The sequence below is a fragment of the Halomonas sp. PA16-9 genome, assembly GCF_009728585.1.
GTDB lineage: Bacteria > Pseudomonadota > Gammaproteobacteria > Pseudomonadales > Halomonadaceae > Vreelandella > Vreelandella titanicae.
The window spans coordinates 251220-267113 of record NZ_CP040451.1; the positions used below are offsets into that span (position 1 = coordinate 251220).

A 15894-nucleotide genomic window follows, 5' to 3' on the forward strand; every position below is an offset into this window, starting at 1 on the left:
TCGCAACGACAAGTTAAGGTTTTCGGTGCTACTACGCAAGTAGAGGTCGCCTACTTCGGATACAACGCCTTCGAAGGAGGCCAAAATGATATTTCGACGATACCGCAAAACCAAAGATGGAAGAGTGCTTGATGCGCATGACTATGGCTATCAAGCTTGGCCAATCACGCCTCGGCCAACACGCAAAAGCAAGAAACCAAAGAAATAGTTGATTGTATTGGCTGGCCTCAGTAATGAGGCCAGCTTTTTTGATTTATAGCATTTCTGAGGTGCTCATGAACCTACTTGACGACCCGTGGTTCCCCTTCCTGCTGAAAGATGGAACGGTAGAGAAACGCCCTCCCTCAGCAGTGGCTGATTCTGATGTGATTAACCTCGCCCTGCCGCGTGCGGACTTTCAAGGAGCAGCCTATCAGTTCCTGATCGGCCTGCTACAAACAGCGCTACCGCCGAAAGCGCATGACGATTGGCTTGATTTGCTAATGGCGCCTCCCAGTGTGGGCGCGTTGGACAAGGCGTTTGCGCCTTTCAGTAGTGCTTTTGAACTGGACGGCGACGGCCCTCGTTTTATGCAAGACCTTGACCCGCTGGAGGATGTGAAAAACGCCACTGTCAGTGGGTTATTAATTGATGCCCCCGGCGCTAACGGCATCAAAAATAATACTGACTTTTTCATAAAGCGCGGCCGCGTTGATGTGATGTGTGATGCCTGTGCGGCCATAGCGCTTTACACCATGCAGATCAATGCGCCTGCGGGCGGTGCCGGTATCCGTGTGGGCCTTCGTGGTGGTGGCCCGCTGACTACACTGGTCATGCCTGAGTTATCCACAGCCAGCTTGTGGGAGCGGCTGTGGCTAAACGTCATTACGCAGAAAGAAGCCATTCAGAAAGGGCAGCAGTGGTCGACGCCGCATCCAGAAGAGCCGTCGCTCTTTTTCTGGATGGCTGATACGCGGGTAAGCGATAAAAAAGGCACCGAGGTGCTACCTGAAGACACCCATCCCCTACACGCTTACTGGTCAGTGCCGCGCCGCTTCCGGCTGCTATTTGAAGACGCAGATGAGTGCCCGTGCGATATTTGCGGACGAAAAACACAGCGGGTAGTGCGCGAACTACGTGCTAAAAAACAGGGGGCAAACTACGACGGCCCTTGGTTACACCCGCTAACACCCTACCGACGTGATCCAAAAAAGCCCAATGAACTGCCGCTTTCCAGTAAAGGTCAGCCGGGTGGGCTGGGCTATCGGCACTGGTCGGGCTTTGTGCTTAACGATGAAGAAAGCAGTGGCGCAATCGCAGCAGCGGTTTTAAAGAGCTATATCGATAAACAAGTCTTGGCGAGGAAAGTGCGTCGCTTTGATAAAGATATTCCGAAGCTGCTGAGAGAGGCACGTCTATGGGTGTTTGGCTACGACATGGACAATATGAAGCCGCGCGTTGGTACAGTATCGAAATGCCCCTGGTGGAAATTCCACAAGGCCAGCAAAGGCTCCGAACATGGATCCACCAGCTGACAGAGCTTTCGCGCAATATCGCCTGGATGGTGCGCACCCAAGTTAAAAACGCCTGGTTTTCGCGCCCATCGGATGCCAAGGGCGATATGAGCGCCATTGATAACCAATTTTACGATGCAACCGAGCCTGAATTTTTTAAAGCGTTGCTAGCCCTTCAGCAGATGCTGCAACAAGACTCGCCGCCACCGCATATCCCTCCCAGCATCGCTGAACGTTGGTACTTCGCCTTGAAGAAGGAAGCAATGCGCGTTTTTGAAGATTTGGCACTAAGCGGTGCCCAGGAAAGCATGGACCTTGAACGTACTACCGCTGCCCATCGGCAGCTGCAAAGCTTTCTTGGCGGCAAGAGCAAAGGTAGCAAAGTGGTGAGTGACTTTATCCAACAGGGTGATTTTGACCCCTCCGCGAAGGCCAAGCGTAACGCGGCCTCTGCTGCAACAACGACAGGAGACGCCTGATGAGTGATGTGGAGACGCCGGAAGCAATCGAAAAAGAAGATATTTTGTCCGAGGCGGAGAAAAAAGCGCTAGTCGCTTTGAAGTTGGATGAGGCCGCCGCCTTACGTCGTTGGTGGCAGCGGTTGACGCTAACCCCACAGGCTTTGAAAGCATTGACCCCTCAGCCACCACTGCCCCGTGGTGTACGAGCGGTACTGCGCCGTTGTGATAGCGCTGAAGCAGCGATGCTGACCCAAGGTTTTCGTGAGCTTTGGGCAATGCTGCCGGAGACGACGGAGCAAGCGGATTACCGCGATGAAAAGCTACAAGTGTGGTCATGCATCGCGCTAATAGCCGCGGAGTTGCGTGAGGAAAAGAAGAGCACGTCGTTAGCCTTGCGCCTTGGCCAGCAAAAAGAGCAAACCGGTAAACCACTGATGAGCGAGCTGCGCTTTCAACAGTTACTTTCTTGCCGAACGCCTGCGGAGTTTATCCAGCGCTTACGCAGGGCACTGGCGCTTGCGGATAAGAAGGATATCAGTGTCGTACTACTGGCAAGTGTTATCTCGCTCTGGTGGCGCGAGCATCGTGGGCGTTTATCTGCCAAGCCTACTCAAAGGCTTGGTTTTGTACTGGCGAACGACTATTTCGCAGCAACGTCTCGCTACAGCCACCGCGGCGACTGACTTTTACGACTGATTGTCACCATTTTTAGCTTCATATTGACACCACTAACGGAGTTATCCATGAGCCACTTTATTCAACTGCACCTACTCACCTCTTATCCGCCCGCTAACCTTAACCGCGATGATTTGGGCCGCCCCAAAACTGCTTTGATGGGTGGGGCGAAGCGCTTGCGTGTTTCATCACAAAGTCTTAAGCGTACTTGGCGTACTTCTGCACTGTTTGAAGAAGCACTAGCCGGGCATGTAGGCACGCGCACCAAGCGTTTAGGCAAAGAGGCTTACGATCAACTGGTCGAGAAGGGCGTTGATCAAAAAATGGCGGGGGCTTGTGCAGAAAAAATAGCGGGCGTATTTGGCAAGCTGCGTAAAGTAGAAAAGGGCGAGCCTAAAGAGTTTGAGATTGAGCAGCTAGTCCATGTTGGCCTGGAAGAACGCCAAGCGATCAGCGAACTGGTGGAAACGCTGGCAGAAGAAAAGCGCGAGCCCAACGATGATGAATTAAAGCTCTTACGCCACAAACCTGCTGCCGCCGATGTAGCGCTGTTTGGCCGTATGCTGGCCGCCGTTCCTGAATATAACGTGGATGCCGCCTGCCAAGTGGCCCACGCCATTACCGTGCATGCCGCTGAAGTAGAAGATGATTACTTTACCGCTGTCGATGACTTAAATAGCGGTGATAAAGACCGGGGCGCGGCCCATATCGGTGAGTCTGGCTTTGGGGCCGGGTTGTTCTATCTCTATATCTGCATTGATCGCCAGCAACTGGTTGAGAACTTGCAAGGCAACAGTGAGCTAGCCGACCAAGCGATTGCTGCATTGGTGGAAGCCGCGGTTAAAATGTCGCCCAAAGGCAAGCAAAACAGCTTTGGCTCCCGTGCCCACGCGAGCTACGTGCTGGCGGAAAAAGGTAACCAGCAGCCACGCTCACTCTCCACCGCTTATCTGCGCCCGGTGACGGGGCAAGATCAAGCACTCGATGCCATTAAGCGTATTGAAGAACAGGCCAACGCTTTTGATAGTGCCTATGACGCAGGTGCTGATAGCCGCTTTGTCGTTAGCGCCGAGCCTAGTTATGAAACACCACAGTTAAAAGGTAATGTTAAAAAAGGCAGCCTTACTGAGCTGATCGCCTTCCTGAAAGCTGACCAATAAGGGGGCGGCATGACCGACTATCTTATTTTTCGGCTCTATGCGCCCCTAGCTAGTTGGGGGGAGGCCGCCGTTGGTGAAACGCGCCCTACTGCGACTTACCCTGGCAAAGGGGCTGTTTTGGGGTTGCTTGGGGCCGCACTAGGTATTCGTCGCGACGACGATGCAGGCCAAACGCAACTGCGTGACAGCATTGCCATAGGCGTAAAGCAGTACACGCCGGGCTTACTGATGCGCGACTACCACACGGTGCAGATGCCCGCCTCTCAGTCAAAAGTGAGCTATCGCACCCGTAAGGAAGAGCTAAGTGCGCCGCGCGATACGCTGAAAACGATACTTTCCAGCCGCGACTATCGCTGCGATGGCCTATGGACGGTGGCCGTATGGCTAACGCCTGCGGCAAGCCTCACGCTTGGCGAGATTGAGCAAGCACTGAAAACGCCCCATTACCCGCTTTATTTAGGGCGCAAATCCTGCCCGCCTGCTGCGCCGCTTGCACCCCAGCGGCGCGAATGCAGCACGCTTAAAGAAGCGCTCGATATTGACTTCCCCTCTTTAGACGAACGCTACGGCAATGACAAAGTGGCGCTGCGCTTTCCCGATGAAGCGCTATACGCCTGGGAAGGAAAAGCCAGCACGTTAGATGGCGATGACCAAGCGGCAGAGTACAACGATGTGTGGGATTTTCCGCTGAACCGCCGACGCTGGCAGTTTGGCCCCCGGTTAGAGTTTCGCCGGGCCATAGCAGCAGAGGAGGCGCGCTAATGTATCTCTCACGCGTACGCGTTGACCTGAACGGGCTTTCCCGCGAAAAGTTGTTTGATGTGATGAACGCCGAAGCCTACGCGGGTCATCAGCTTCTATGGCAGCTATTCCCCGACTATGAAGGGCCAAGGCCGTTTATTTTCCGGCAAGAACTGGAAGAAACCGAGGAAGGGCGAGGCCCCAAAGGACTACCGCTGTTTTACCTTCTTTCAGACCGTGAACCCACCTCGGTGCCGGGCTTGCTTGAAGCCGAGTGCAAACCCTTTACGCCCGAGCTAAACGTGGGCGATAGGCTGGCGTTCCGCCTGCGTGCTAACCCCACCATGGCGGTTCCGGTGCCGGGAAAACGCGGCCAGCGCGCCGATGTGCTGATGGCGGCCAAAAAGCCATTTCCACCAGGGCAGCGCACCAGCCAAGCCTGTGTTGATGCGATGAATGGCAAGGCCCGTGAATGGCTCGAAAGTCGCGCTGAAACATGGGGCTTTAGCTTGCCGGTTACGCCAGAGCTGGGTGCCTACCGCCAGCATGTGCTGAATAAAGGGAGAGGCAAGCCGGTTCAGTTCTCAACGGTGGATTACGAAGGCCTGCTGGAAGTTACCAATCCAGGAAAGCTGATCGAAACAATGGCCCACGGCATCGGGCGGGCCAAGGCATTTGGCGGTGGTTTGCTACTACTGCGCCGACCTTAGGAGACCAACATGGGCTTTATTCCGCTAAAGCCCATCCCCGAAAAAGATCGTATGTCGATGATCTTTATCGGGATGGGGCAGATAGATGTCCGTGACGGTGCTTTCGTCGTCATTGACGAAGTTAACGGCGAGCGCATGCACATCCCGGTGGGCTCGGTAGCCTGCCTACTGTTAGAACCGGGCACCCGGGTTTCTCATGCGGCGGTGAAATTGGCCGCCACGGTCGGCACCCTGTTGATCTGGGTCGGGGATGCGGGAGTTCGGCTATACAGCGCTGGCCAACCGGGTGGTGCGTGTTCAGATAAATTACTCTACCAAGCGCAGTTGGCGCTGGATGAAAAGCTGCGCCTTAAAGTGGTACGCAAAATGTTTGAGCTGCGTTTTGGCGAAGAGCCGCCTTCGCGTCGCAGCATCGAGCAATTGCGTGGCATGGAAGGCGCAAGGGTGCGCAAAACCTATCAACTGTTAGCCAAACAATATGGCGTGAAATGGAACGGGCGCCGTTACGACCCTAAACAGTGGGACGCCTCTGATGTTGCGAATCAATGCTTATCGGCAGCAACCGCCTGCCTATACGGGATTACCGAAGCGGCTATTTTGGCCGCTGGCTACGCTCCTGCGATTGGGTATCTGCACACCGGCAAGCCGTTGAGTTTTGTCTACGATATTGCCGATATCGTGAAGTTTGAAACGGTGGTACCCGCGGCCTTTCGAGTTGCGGCGCGCAATCCGCCTATGCCGGAAAGGGAAGTCCGTATCGCCTGCCGCGATGCATTCAAGCAATCCCGTATACTCCAGCGCTTAATCCCCATGATCGAAGATGTACTTGCCGCTGGCGATATTCAGCCGCCACCGCCAGCACCCGATGCGGTGCCGCCTGCGATTCCCGAACCACCTTCGGTTGGCGATGCTGGGCACAGGAGCGGATAAATGGCGATGCTCGTAGTGATTACAGAAGCCGTGCCGCCACGTCTGCGTGGCAGGTTGGCGGTATGGCTCTTGGAGATTCGAGCCGGTGTTTACGTTGGTGACGTTAGCAGGCGCATCCGCGAAATGATCTGGGAGCAGGTAGAAGCGTTAGCTGAAGATGGCAACGTAGCAATGGCCTGGGCCAGCAATCATGAATCCGGCTTTGAATTTCAAACCTATGGTGAAAACCGCCGAGAACCCGTCGACCATGACGGGCTACGCTTGGTGCGCTTTGTACCACCACAAGTTAACTAGCTGATTTTATTTGATCTTTAATAATTTAGCCTGATTAAAAAGTAAGCAAAATAGCTGGTAGATTTTTTATCTGCTATTTTCTTCTTGTAGATCAATTATCTACAACTAGTCCGATCCCCGCACGGGCGGGGATGAACCGCCGTAAATGGATTGAAACGGATCCCCTACTAACCGATCCCCGCACGGGCGGGGATGAACCGCGTTTCTTATTGCCGTTCCCGTGGCGGTGGCTCCGATCCCCGCACGGGCGGGGATGAACCGCCAACACTCTATCGACGGCCTCGTTGTCTGCTCCGATCCCCGCACGGGCGGGGATGAACCGCGCGGTGTTAGCAAGAAGCTGACGCCCAAGATCCGATCCCCGCACGGGCGGGGATGAACCGCAAGGTCTTCTTCATCATTTTTGATAGCTCCTCCGATCCCCGCACGGGCGGGGATGAACCGTATTACCAAAAAACGTAAATCCTATTGTCCGCCCGATCCCCGCACGGGCGGGGATGAACCGTCTATCTGTGATGCCAATTAGTCAAAACAAAGCCGATCCCCGCACGGGCGGGATGAACCGATTTCTGCGATCTAATAAGCGCAACTTCTACCGATCCCCGCACCGGGGATGAACCGACTGAGAGAGGAAGTCAAAGTTGTGCCAGAAACCGATCCCCGCACGGGCGGGGATGAACCGGCAACAATGTCCGTTTCGCCTACCGCGCCCCGCCGATCCCCGCACGGGCGGGGATGAACCGCAGAGCAGCTACGCGTTGAGGAAGACGAAGCCCCGATCCCCGCACGGGCGGGGATGAACCGTCACGCTCGCCGCGCTCCCATAGGTTCATCAACCGATCCCCGCACGGGCGGGATGAACCGAGTGACCGTATCGGTCGCTGCTGCCGTTTCCCCCGATCCCCGCACGGGCGGGGATGAACCGCTGCATGCCCCTGCTTGCTCATTCGCCCTTCTCCGATCCCCGCACGGGCGGGGATGAACCGTCGGTCGCGGCTTGTTGCGCAGCATCAGCGGGCCGATCCCCGCACGGGCGGGGATGAACCGTTGGCGAAAGATTAGCTGCTGCGTCAGCACCACCGATCCCCGCACGGGCGGGGATGAACCGCATCCAGATTGGCCGCCTACGCTGCCGCAATTCCGATCCCCGCACGGGCGGGGATGAACCGCTGCCCAATCGGCGCCAGATAACCCGGGTCAACCGATCCCCGCACGGGCGGGGATGAACCGTAGGCCAAAGCAACGAGGCTAGCATCATGGGACCGATCCCCGCACGGGCGGGATGAACCGGCGATTTTTACCTAATGGCCAATGCCCTGGCGCCGATCCCCGCACGGGCGGGGATGAACCGTGGCTGGCGGCGCCGCTTACGGTGGCTGGGCGCCGATCCCCGCACGGGCGGGGATGAACCGTAATCAATTAGCTCTTGGGCATTGCTTGATAACCGATCCCCGCACGGGCGGGAACCGCTGCTGCCCCTACAAGGCTGCACAAGGCCAAGCCGATCCCCGCACGGGCGGGGATGAACCGCATTACCACCAGCTATCTGGCGGCTAGCCCGACCCGATCCCCGCACGGGCGGGATGAACCGCGCTGCCGGGGCAGATTAGTGCCGAAGAGTATCCGATCCCCGCACGGGCGGGGATGAACCGCGGACGCGATTACCGAGCGCGACCGGCTCTTACCGATCCCCGCACGGGCGGGGATGAACCGTTGGTGCTTTCAGAGTCTGAGAAATTACCGCCCCGATCCCCGCACGGGCGGGGATGAACCGTTCAGCGTCCGCAGCGACCACCACTCTATTAACCGATCCCCGCACGGGCGGGGATGAACCGCCAGCCACAGCCGAAAACATCGCCAACTATCACCGATCCCCGCACGGGCGGGGATGAACCGCATTCGCCCCTCAATCGAGGGGCTTTTTATTGCCGATCCCCGCACGGGCGGGGATGAACCGAGGATTTCCGCGTGATTGGCCGTGTATTCTGGCCGATCCCCGCACGGGCGGGGATGAACCGCTATTATCACTAAGCTGGACAAGATGCGCTCTCCGATCCCCGCACGGGCGGGGATGAACCGTTTGTTGAGCGCCGCGAATTTAAACCGGAGGACCGATCCCCGCACGGGCGGGGATGAACCGCTCCTTACTTGTCCACTTTCCAACTTCCTTATCCGATCCCCGCACGGGCGGGGATGAACCGGCCATTTTGGCGAGTTCGTGCGCGGGCTAGAGCCGATCCCCGCACGGGCGGGGATGAACCGTGCGCATGGCTTCCTTACTTTTAATCTGATCACCGATCCCCGCACGGGCGGGGATGAACCGCCCGTTTCAGCAACAACGGCATCATTTAAAAGCCGATCCCCGCACGGGCGGGGATGAACCGAATTAACCGCCGCTAGTGTCGAAATGGATAATCCGATCCCCGCACGGGCGGGGATGAACCGATGATGGCCATTGGCGCCGGTTGTGGGTGTCGCCGATCCCCGCACGGGCGGGGATGAACCGTTAGGAACGGCTTGCTCCAGGCTTACCCAAAACCGATCCCCGCACGGGCGGGGATGAACCGACGGTCAGTGTCAGACTGATTGTGTCATCGAGCCGATCCCCGCACGGGCGGGGATGAACCGTTAGGGCGGCTAATTATCGTGAGCCGTTCGCCCCGATCCCCGCACGGGCGGGGATGAACCGCGGTTATTGATCACCGTTTGCAGCTGCTCGGCTCCGATCCCCGCACGGGCGGGGATGAACCGCGCACCCTAAGCGGGTGTTTAGGGTCGCGCAACCGATCCCCGCACGGGCGGGGATGAACCGTTTCGTTTTGCGTGGGCAGGTTCGCCCACTGACCGATCCCCGCACGGGCGGGGATGAACCGCTCAAGCACGGCTCATGCACTCACTGCGCGGGCCGATCCCCGCACGGGCGGGGATGAACCGTCCTGAACCTGCAGCGTGCGGTCTTCGCACTTCCGATCCCCGCACGGGCGGGGATGAACCGACATGCTACTGCGACGGCTACCACTTCCCCACCGATCCCCGCACGGGCGGGGATGAACCGACTTCGATGCAGCACAAAAGCTCAATTACACGCCGATCCCCGCACGGGCGGGGATGAACCGATCTACGTCAACGTTAGGCTTGAGCATTAGCGCCGATCCCCGCACGGGCGGGGATGAACCGCTTGGTGCTGGACTCAACACTGGTACCGCCCACCGATCCCCGCACGGGCGGGGATGAACCGCTAAATATAACGCCATCGCAAAAGACATGCGGCCGATCCCCGCACGGGCGGGGATGAACCGCAGCACGAGGGCGTCGTCGGTCTTGTCTTCGCCCGATCCCCGCACGGGCGGGGATGAACCGATGCGTTAACCACACTGAGTAGCTATGAACCCCCGATCCCCGCACGGGCGGGGATGAACCGGCTAATAGTCTGCGCGGCATGGTCATAAACCCCCGATCCCCGCACGGGCGGGGATGAACCGGTGCCCGGCGATGGGGCTGTGCTTTGCAGCTGCCGATCCCCGCACGGGCGGGTGAACCGGCACGTTAGCGCTTCAGCGTGAGCGCGAGCTACCGATCCCCGCACGGGCGGGGATGAACCGGCTTGGACGATGGCCGCATCCCCGGCCAGAAGCCGATCCCCGCACGGGCGGGGATGAACCGGTTTGCTACATCGTCGATAACCAGACCGTCGCCCGATCCCCGCACGGGCGGGGATGAACCGAGTTCGGCAAGAATTCTGCTGAGTACAAATTCCCGATCCCCGCACGGGCGGGGATGAACCGCAACCTGCGTCTTATCTGCGGCGTAGTAGTGACCGATCCCCGCACGGGCGGGGATGAACCGCCGGAGGATGTATGACAGATCAGGAATTGTTACCGATCCCCGCACGGGCGGGGATGAACCGGCGCAATCACGATGCTGATGGCTGCATGTGGGCCGATCCCCGCACGGGCGGGGATGAACCGCTAGATAACAAATTTGGCGCGCTCTCGGACAACCGATCCCCGCACGGGCGGGGATGAACCGTTGACCAGCGCCGTGATGGGCTTAATGACCGTCCGATCCCCGCACGGGCGGGGATGAACCGGAATAACGAACCACCATTTCGCACGCCGCCACCCGATCCCCGCACGGGCGGGGATGAACCGGTGTTTGGCAAGCGGAAGGCCGATCAGATGACCCGATCCCCGCACGGGCGGGGATGAACCGTATGGATATCGCTTTGTTCTTCTTCGAGTTCGCCGATCCCCGCACGGGCGGGGATGAACCGGACATAGGTCTGCCAGTTTCATCGGTTAGCAACCGATCCCCGCACGGGCGGGGATGAACCGTCCTGATCGGAGTTGACGTCCGCATTATCGCTCCGATCCCCGCACGGGCGGGGATGAACCGTTGGGCGACCAAATGCCTCTTGGCCCCTCCATCCGATCCCCGCACGGGCGGGGATGAACCGGGTACTCGCGATGTCTCGTTAGTAATTCGCGCCCGACCCCCGCACGGGCGGGGATGAACCGCCAGCTTTTTACAGAGAACGTTGAAAGCATCCCCGATCCCCGCACGGGCGGGGATGAACCGTCGTAAATAGCTTCTCTGACTGTTGATATCCGCCGATCCCCGCACGGGCGGGGATGAACCGGCGCCGGTGTTGGTCAGTGCACTCTTAATTTGCCGATCCCCGCACGGGCGGGGATGAACCGCACTGGAGACAGATTGGCGCATTGCTGAGCGCCCGATCCCCGCACGGGCGGGGATGAACCGATTACGCCACCAAAGCCCCATGGAAGCTTGGGCCGATCCCCGCACGGGCGGGGATGAGCCGCCTGACGGCTACGCCGACGACAAGATGCGTCGCCGATCCCCGCACGGGCGGGGATGAACCGGTGATTGAGAAGTCGCGCCGTATCGGCCTTTCCCGATCCCCGCACGGGCGGGGATGAACCGAATTATTATGGCTGCAGTGTTCACCACAATATCCGATCCCCGCACGGGCGGGGATGAACCGCCTCCTTTCAAGTCAAGGTTGGTACGTACCGTCCGATCCCCGCACGGGCGGGGATGAACCGATCTGAACGGCGTCCCAGTTTTCGGGCAGTACCCGATCCCCGCACGGGCGGGGATGAACCGTCGTCGTTATCGTCATTTCCCCCGGTGCGTAGCCGATCCCCGCACGAGCGGGGATGAACCGTTCAAAGTGGCGTCAAAAAGATCATTTAGATGGTCGGGAGTTAGATTTAAAGTATGTGCCCTTGGCCGCTGCGCGGTGCTTTCGCGCCGGGCCGCCGTCGCGGGTGCGCTAACGCTTACGCCGCGCTACTCGAAATGTGCATGCCCCGGAATAGGTGGCAGAAGGTGTTGCCATATAGGCCGCTCATAAAGCATCGCCAGCGGCCAAGGCTTATTAAACTGTGTGCTCGTGGCACCGCTGCGCTTGAGGCTTATCACGCCTACTCGAAATGTGCATGAACCGTCATAAGTGGCGAGCATTGAGTCCTTCTGCCGGTTTCTGGTTGGCTAACTGCTATTAATGGCAAAGCCTACTTAGTTTTTGTGCGGCGTTGAGATATACTTATTTAGCTAGACGTCAAATTAAGCTATATCACTAACGTTAAAAGACATGGATCTTTCCCGCATGGACACTCATCACTTAGCGTCTGAACCGAAAAGCGTGGCCGCTCGTCAAGAGCCCGATAGTCTCTCGCTTTTCTTTCTGGTTTTTAAGACCGGCTTACTCACTATCCTTACTTTGGGGATTTACCGTTTCTGGCAAACGACTCGCATCCGTCAGTATCTTTGGGGCTCTACAAGCGCCAATGATTCTGCCTTGGAGTACACGGGAACAGGGCTTGAGAAGTTTATTGGCTTTCTCATTGCCCTGGTTATCCTGGCGTTGTATCTCGGCGTTCTCCAGATGCTGCTCTTCTACTTCGGCCTTTCGATGTTTAACGTCTCGTCGAGTGCTACTAATCCGGCGGAGCAAGTCCGCTATCTAATAGTTGTGTATATGCATGTCATTGCTGTTTTGCCTCTTCTGTTTTATGCCAGTTATCAGAAACGCCGATATATGATGAGTCGAACGCGGTGGTGTGGCATTCGTTTTAGTATGGAAAAAGGCGCTTGGGGCTATGTGATCCGTGCCATCGGTTACAGGTTGCTGACGGTCGTAACACTGGGTGCGCTGGCCCCACTGGCTACGTTCAAGTTAGAGCAGTATATGGCCGCGCGGAGTTACTATGGTGATGCTCGTATCAAGCAGGGTGGATCTTGGCCGCGTCTCTACTCGTCGCTAACGCATTTGTTTATTGGTATCGTCATTCTCTTGGTATGTTTAGGTATTTTTACATGGGGGTATAACGGTCTCGCGACAGCCCTGCTTTGTGTTGGCGGTGTCTGGGTGGCTATCGGTGTTGTGTATTACCAGGTTAAGAGTTTTGCTTATATGACTTCTCACAAGACGCTAGGCGAGGAGGTTAGCTTTAAGGCTGAGCCGCGCACGGGGGCTATTATCAGGATTTACTTTATTGCAGCTGTCGGGATGGGGGTAATGTCGTTATTTATAATATTTATAATAAGTGTTATGACGGCCATTTTTGATTTTGGTATCTCGTCAGTCACGGTTGGATTCATTGGTGCTGCGCTGAGCTATATCTTTTTATTCTTGCTGTTTCAGGCAATGAAAATGGTGATGATTACTCAGCCTATACTGGGTCATTATGTTCAGACGTTTAGTATCATAAATCCCGAGCCTTTACATCAAATCCAGCAGCGTCAGGCAGATGATGCCGTTGGTGCTGAGGGCGTGGCGGATGCACTCGATGTCGCTGGCGCATTTTAATGTTGCAGGCGCAATTCTTTGACGGCGTGACGGCCTATCGTCATGAGGTGTGCATTTCGGTGTTAGATGACCAGCAGGCGCTGGTCATCCACGCAGAATCGCTAGCTGACCACGTTCGCTGGGAACTCGCCGATCTTCGTGCTCTTCGTGATAGCTCGAGTACAAAACAGCTGACCTTGACCCGTTATGTCTCGTCTGTTGACGAGAGAGATCCTGCACGGCTTATTGTCACTGATAACGACTTTATTGCTTGGTTGCGTGCCACACAGCCTGATCTTTTCCGCCGTGATGTCCGTAAAAGAACCTGGTTGCGCATGGCAGGATGGGGAACGGGCGCGGTGGTGGCCATTGCGCTGATGCTTTTCGTTATTTTGCCGGGCATGGCCAATATCCTGGCTCAGGCCATTCCTATCGAGCGCGAAGTTGCGTTTGGTAAAGCCGTTACCCAGCAAATCGAATGGGTGCTAAGTAGTTCAAACGCAGGCATGCAGCGCTGCGATTCTCCTGAGGGGGTGGCGGCGCTAGATACGATGCTGGAGAGGCTGACTGCAGGGCGTGATATGCACTACGCCATAGACATTCAGGTTTTCGGTCATTCTGAAGTCAATGCGTTTGCCGCTCCCGGCGGGCAGGTGGTTATCCTGAGTGCATTGCTGGAAGAGGCTGAGTCCCCCGAAGAGGTGGCGGGGGTACTGGCTCATGAAATTGGCCATGTGGAGCGGCGAGACCCAATGCGGCAAGCATTACGGGCGGCGGGGGCTGCGGGGCTGCTTAGCATGGTTTTTGGCGATCTTGCGGGTGCCGCGGTGGTGGGTGAGCATTTGCTTACTGCTTCTTATAGCCGGGAGGCTGAAGTCGAGGCAGACCGTTTTGCTCTCGAAATGCTCGCTACGGCGGAAGTTGATGCAGCTGGGTTTGCAAACTTTTTTACGCGGATCGAGGGGCTGGAGGACGGTGATATTGCTACCCCCGAGCATTTATCTACACACCCTGATTCCAGCTGGCGCGGTACCCAGGCCCAGCAATTAGCTGAAAGCCAAGGCGGTACTACTGCGATTCTAACGCCAGCTGAATGGGCTGCCTTGCAAGCGATCTGCGATTAAAGGCTGTTAACGCTGTATCGCGAACCGCGCCACTCTGCATGCTTATGTTTCGTTGTCACCCCATTTTTCCATGGCGCGTTTGCCATCGGGTACCCGGACGATATGGCCGACTTCCAGCTTGTTGTGGCTTTGATGGCGGCTGCCGTCGGTGTCGATGATGGCGGCGACTTCACCGATGCTGACGGCGTCATCTTCTCGGTAGGCTTCTACTTTAACGCGCACCATGGCGCCTTGGTAGCGTGCGGAAATGATGTCGCCCGGGTCGGGTTGGCTGCTTTGATCCGGGTGTTTTTTAAAGTACTGCATAACACTGGCGCTGCCGGGTTCGTCCCATTCGATATGCTGATGCATCGCTGTCTTCCTTGTCTTGTTGAATGACGTGATGAGTGTAGTTTCAGTGTAGTGCCTTCAATGGGGTTATGTATGCTGTTCATCCTCCGCCCTGTTGGTCTCCACCTCTGGGCTGTTTTCTTGTCCCACGTATTGAAAGAGAAAGTTTAGCGCTGCCGGTAGGCTGGCGCGCCATACTTTCCATGTATGGCCACCGGGGTAGAGGTCGAGGCGCACATCGTTGGGCTGGATGCGTTCCATGGCTTGGCGCAGTATGCGGGCGTGAAATTCTGCATCATAAACGTCGCTACGCCCGGCGCTGATATACAGCGGTACGGGGGAAAGGTCGCCCTCATCTTCGGTACCGCGGGGGGTTACGCGCAGGCGATACTCTTCCAAGTAGTTGGTGTAGTTAAGGTTTTGCCACAGCTCGCGATCAAATCGACCCTGGTCATTGATAAATGAGGGGTGGCGCCAGGCGGTGGAGTTACGCGGCGGCAGGGGGGCGTAGCTGGCGGGGCTTAGCGCGGCTACCGCGGCAAACAGTTCAGGCCGTTCCAGGGCAAAGTTGAGTGCGCCGTAACCGCCAGCGGAATAGCCTGCCACGCCACGCAGGTGGCGCTCTTGTCCCACGCGATAGGTTGCTTCCACATGTGGCATTAGGTCGTTAAAAAATGCGCTGCGGGCGGGTTCGTTGTGGCCATCTACCCACCAACTGCGACTGCCGGGCATAATGAAAACGGCCGGAGGAATATGCCCGGCAGCGATTAACCTATCCGCCACCTGCTGCAAGTTGCCGCGAGAAACCCAGTCGCGGTCAGTGTTAAATGAGCCGTGCAGCATATAAACGACCGGATACGCGTCTGTCGCTTGGGCGTCATAATTGTCGGGTAAATAAATACTGTAGGGGTAGTCGTAACCTAGCGTGGGCGAGAAAAACTGATGGTGTTCAACCTCGCTGGCTAAGCTATGGCCACTGAACGTTAGCCAGCCAATAAATGCCGTAAGTAGGGAGTGAAATCGGTACGAGAATACTGGTGGCTTAGGGATGAACACGTTTCCTCCGGGAATTAAAACTGTTCAATGGGGTCGGACAGCGCGAAGGCTTTTATTGTTCATCATAGCCATATAAGACAGTCAGTTAGCATAGTCATTCATCATC

General features: G+C 57.0%; 10 protein-coding genes, 1 pseudogene and 4 CRISPR repeat arrays. Of the genes and pseudogenes, 9 read left to right on the forward strand and 2 right to left on the reverse strand.

The features are described from left to right. Positions 1–275: 275 nt before the first annotated feature. The 9 genes and pseudogenes from casA to FDY98_RS01230 all read left to right on the forward strand — a co-directional run bounded on the left by casA (position 276) and on the right by FDY98_RS01230 (position 14402). Positions 276–1972, forward strand: a pseudogene (casA, locus tag FDY98_RS01190) (type I-E CRISPR-associated protein Cse1/CasA). Beyond that, entirely contained in the window at positions 1972–2637 is a 666-nt protein-coding gene (gene casB / locus FDY98_RS01195) for a type I-E CRISPR-associated protein Cse2/CasB (RefSeq protein WP_027958938.1), read from the forward strand. Before casA ends, casB begins: the two are co-directional and overlap by 1 nt. A gap of 60 nt (positions 2638–2697) precedes the next feature. After that, the gene (cas7e, locus tag FDY98_RS01200) at positions 2698–3789 is read left to right on the forward strand and encodes a type I-E CRISPR-associated protein Cas7/Cse4/CasC (RefSeq protein WP_027958939.1); all 1092 of its coding nucleotides are present in this window, start codon (positions 2698–2700) and stop codon (positions 3787–3789) included. Between the two features lie 9 nt (positions 3790–3798). Next, positions 3799–4551, forward strand: coding sequence for a type I-E CRISPR-associated protein Cas5/CasD (gene cas5e / locus FDY98_RS01205; RefSeq protein WP_027958940.1), 753 nt, complete (start codon positions 3799–3801; stop codon positions 4549–4551). Further along, complete coding sequence (cas6e, locus tag FDY98_RS01210) at positions 4551–5240, forward strand: type I-E CRISPR-associated protein Cas6/Cse3/CasE (protein ID WP_027958941.1); 690 nt, start codon at positions 4551–4553, stop codon at positions 5238–5240. The genes cas5e and cas6e overlap by 1 nt, the downstream gene beginning before the upstream one ends. 9 nt (positions 5241–5249) lie before the next feature. Beyond that, complete coding sequence (gene cas1e, locus FDY98_RS01215) at positions 5250–6170, forward strand: type I-E CRISPR-associated endonuclease Cas1e (protein ID WP_155705661.1); 921 nt, start codon at positions 5250–5252, stop codon at positions 6168–6170. Beyond that, positions 6171–6464, forward strand: a complete 294-nt coding sequence (cas2e, locus tag FDY98_RS01220; RefSeq protein ID WP_027958943.1) for a type I-E CRISPR-associated endoribonuclease Cas2e — start codon at positions 6171–6173, stop codon at positions 6462–6464. A 110-nt stretch (positions 6465–6574) separates the two neighbouring features. Further along, a CRISPR array of direct repeats spans positions 6575–6970; the repeat unit is 29 nt; unit sequence CCGATCCCCGCACGGGCGGGGATGAACCG. 390 nt (positions 6971–7360) lie between these two features. Then, positions 7361–7695: a CRISPR direct-repeat array (repeat unit 29 nt; unit sequence CCGATCCCCGCACGGGCGGGGATGAACCG). Positions 7696–8087: 392 nt separating this feature from the next. Beyond that, positions 8088–9947: a CRISPR direct-repeat array (repeat unit 29 nt; unit sequence CCGATCCCCGCACGGGCGGGGATGAACCG). A gap of 90 nt (positions 9948–10037) precedes the next feature. After that, a CRISPR array of direct repeats spans positions 10038–11652; the repeat unit is 29 nt; unit sequence CCGATCCCCGCACGGGCGGGGATGAACCG. Positions 11653–12081: 429 nt separating this feature from the next. Further along, positions 12082–13299 (forward strand): DUF898 family protein, encoded by a 1218-nt coding sequence (locus FDY98_RS01225; RefSeq protein WP_081742683.1) that lies wholly within the window; start codon positions 12082–12084, stop codon positions 13297–13299. Beyond that, a complete protein-coding gene (locus tag FDY98_RS01230; RefSeq protein ID WP_027958152.1) occupies positions 13299–14402 on the forward strand; it encodes a M48 family metallopeptidase in 1104 nt (367 codons plus the stop codon). Before FDY98_RS01225 ends, FDY98_RS01230 begins: the two co-directional genes overlap by 1 nt. Before the next feature lie 42 nt (positions 14403–14444). On the opposite strand, the gene FDY98_RS01235 is transcribed toward FDY98_RS01230, so the two are convergent. After that, entirely contained in the window at positions 14445–14753 is a 309-nt protein-coding gene (locus tag FDY98_RS01235; RefSeq protein WP_027958153.1) for a hypothetical protein, read from the reverse strand. A gap of 66 nt (positions 14754–14819) precedes the next feature. Beyond that, positions 14820–15788: an alpha/beta hydrolase gene (locus FDY98_RS01240; RefSeq protein WP_009288119.1), complete on the reverse strand. Its 969-nt coding sequence runs from the start codon at positions 15786–15788 to the stop codon at positions 14820–14822. Positions 15789–15894 lie beyond the last annotated feature (106 nt).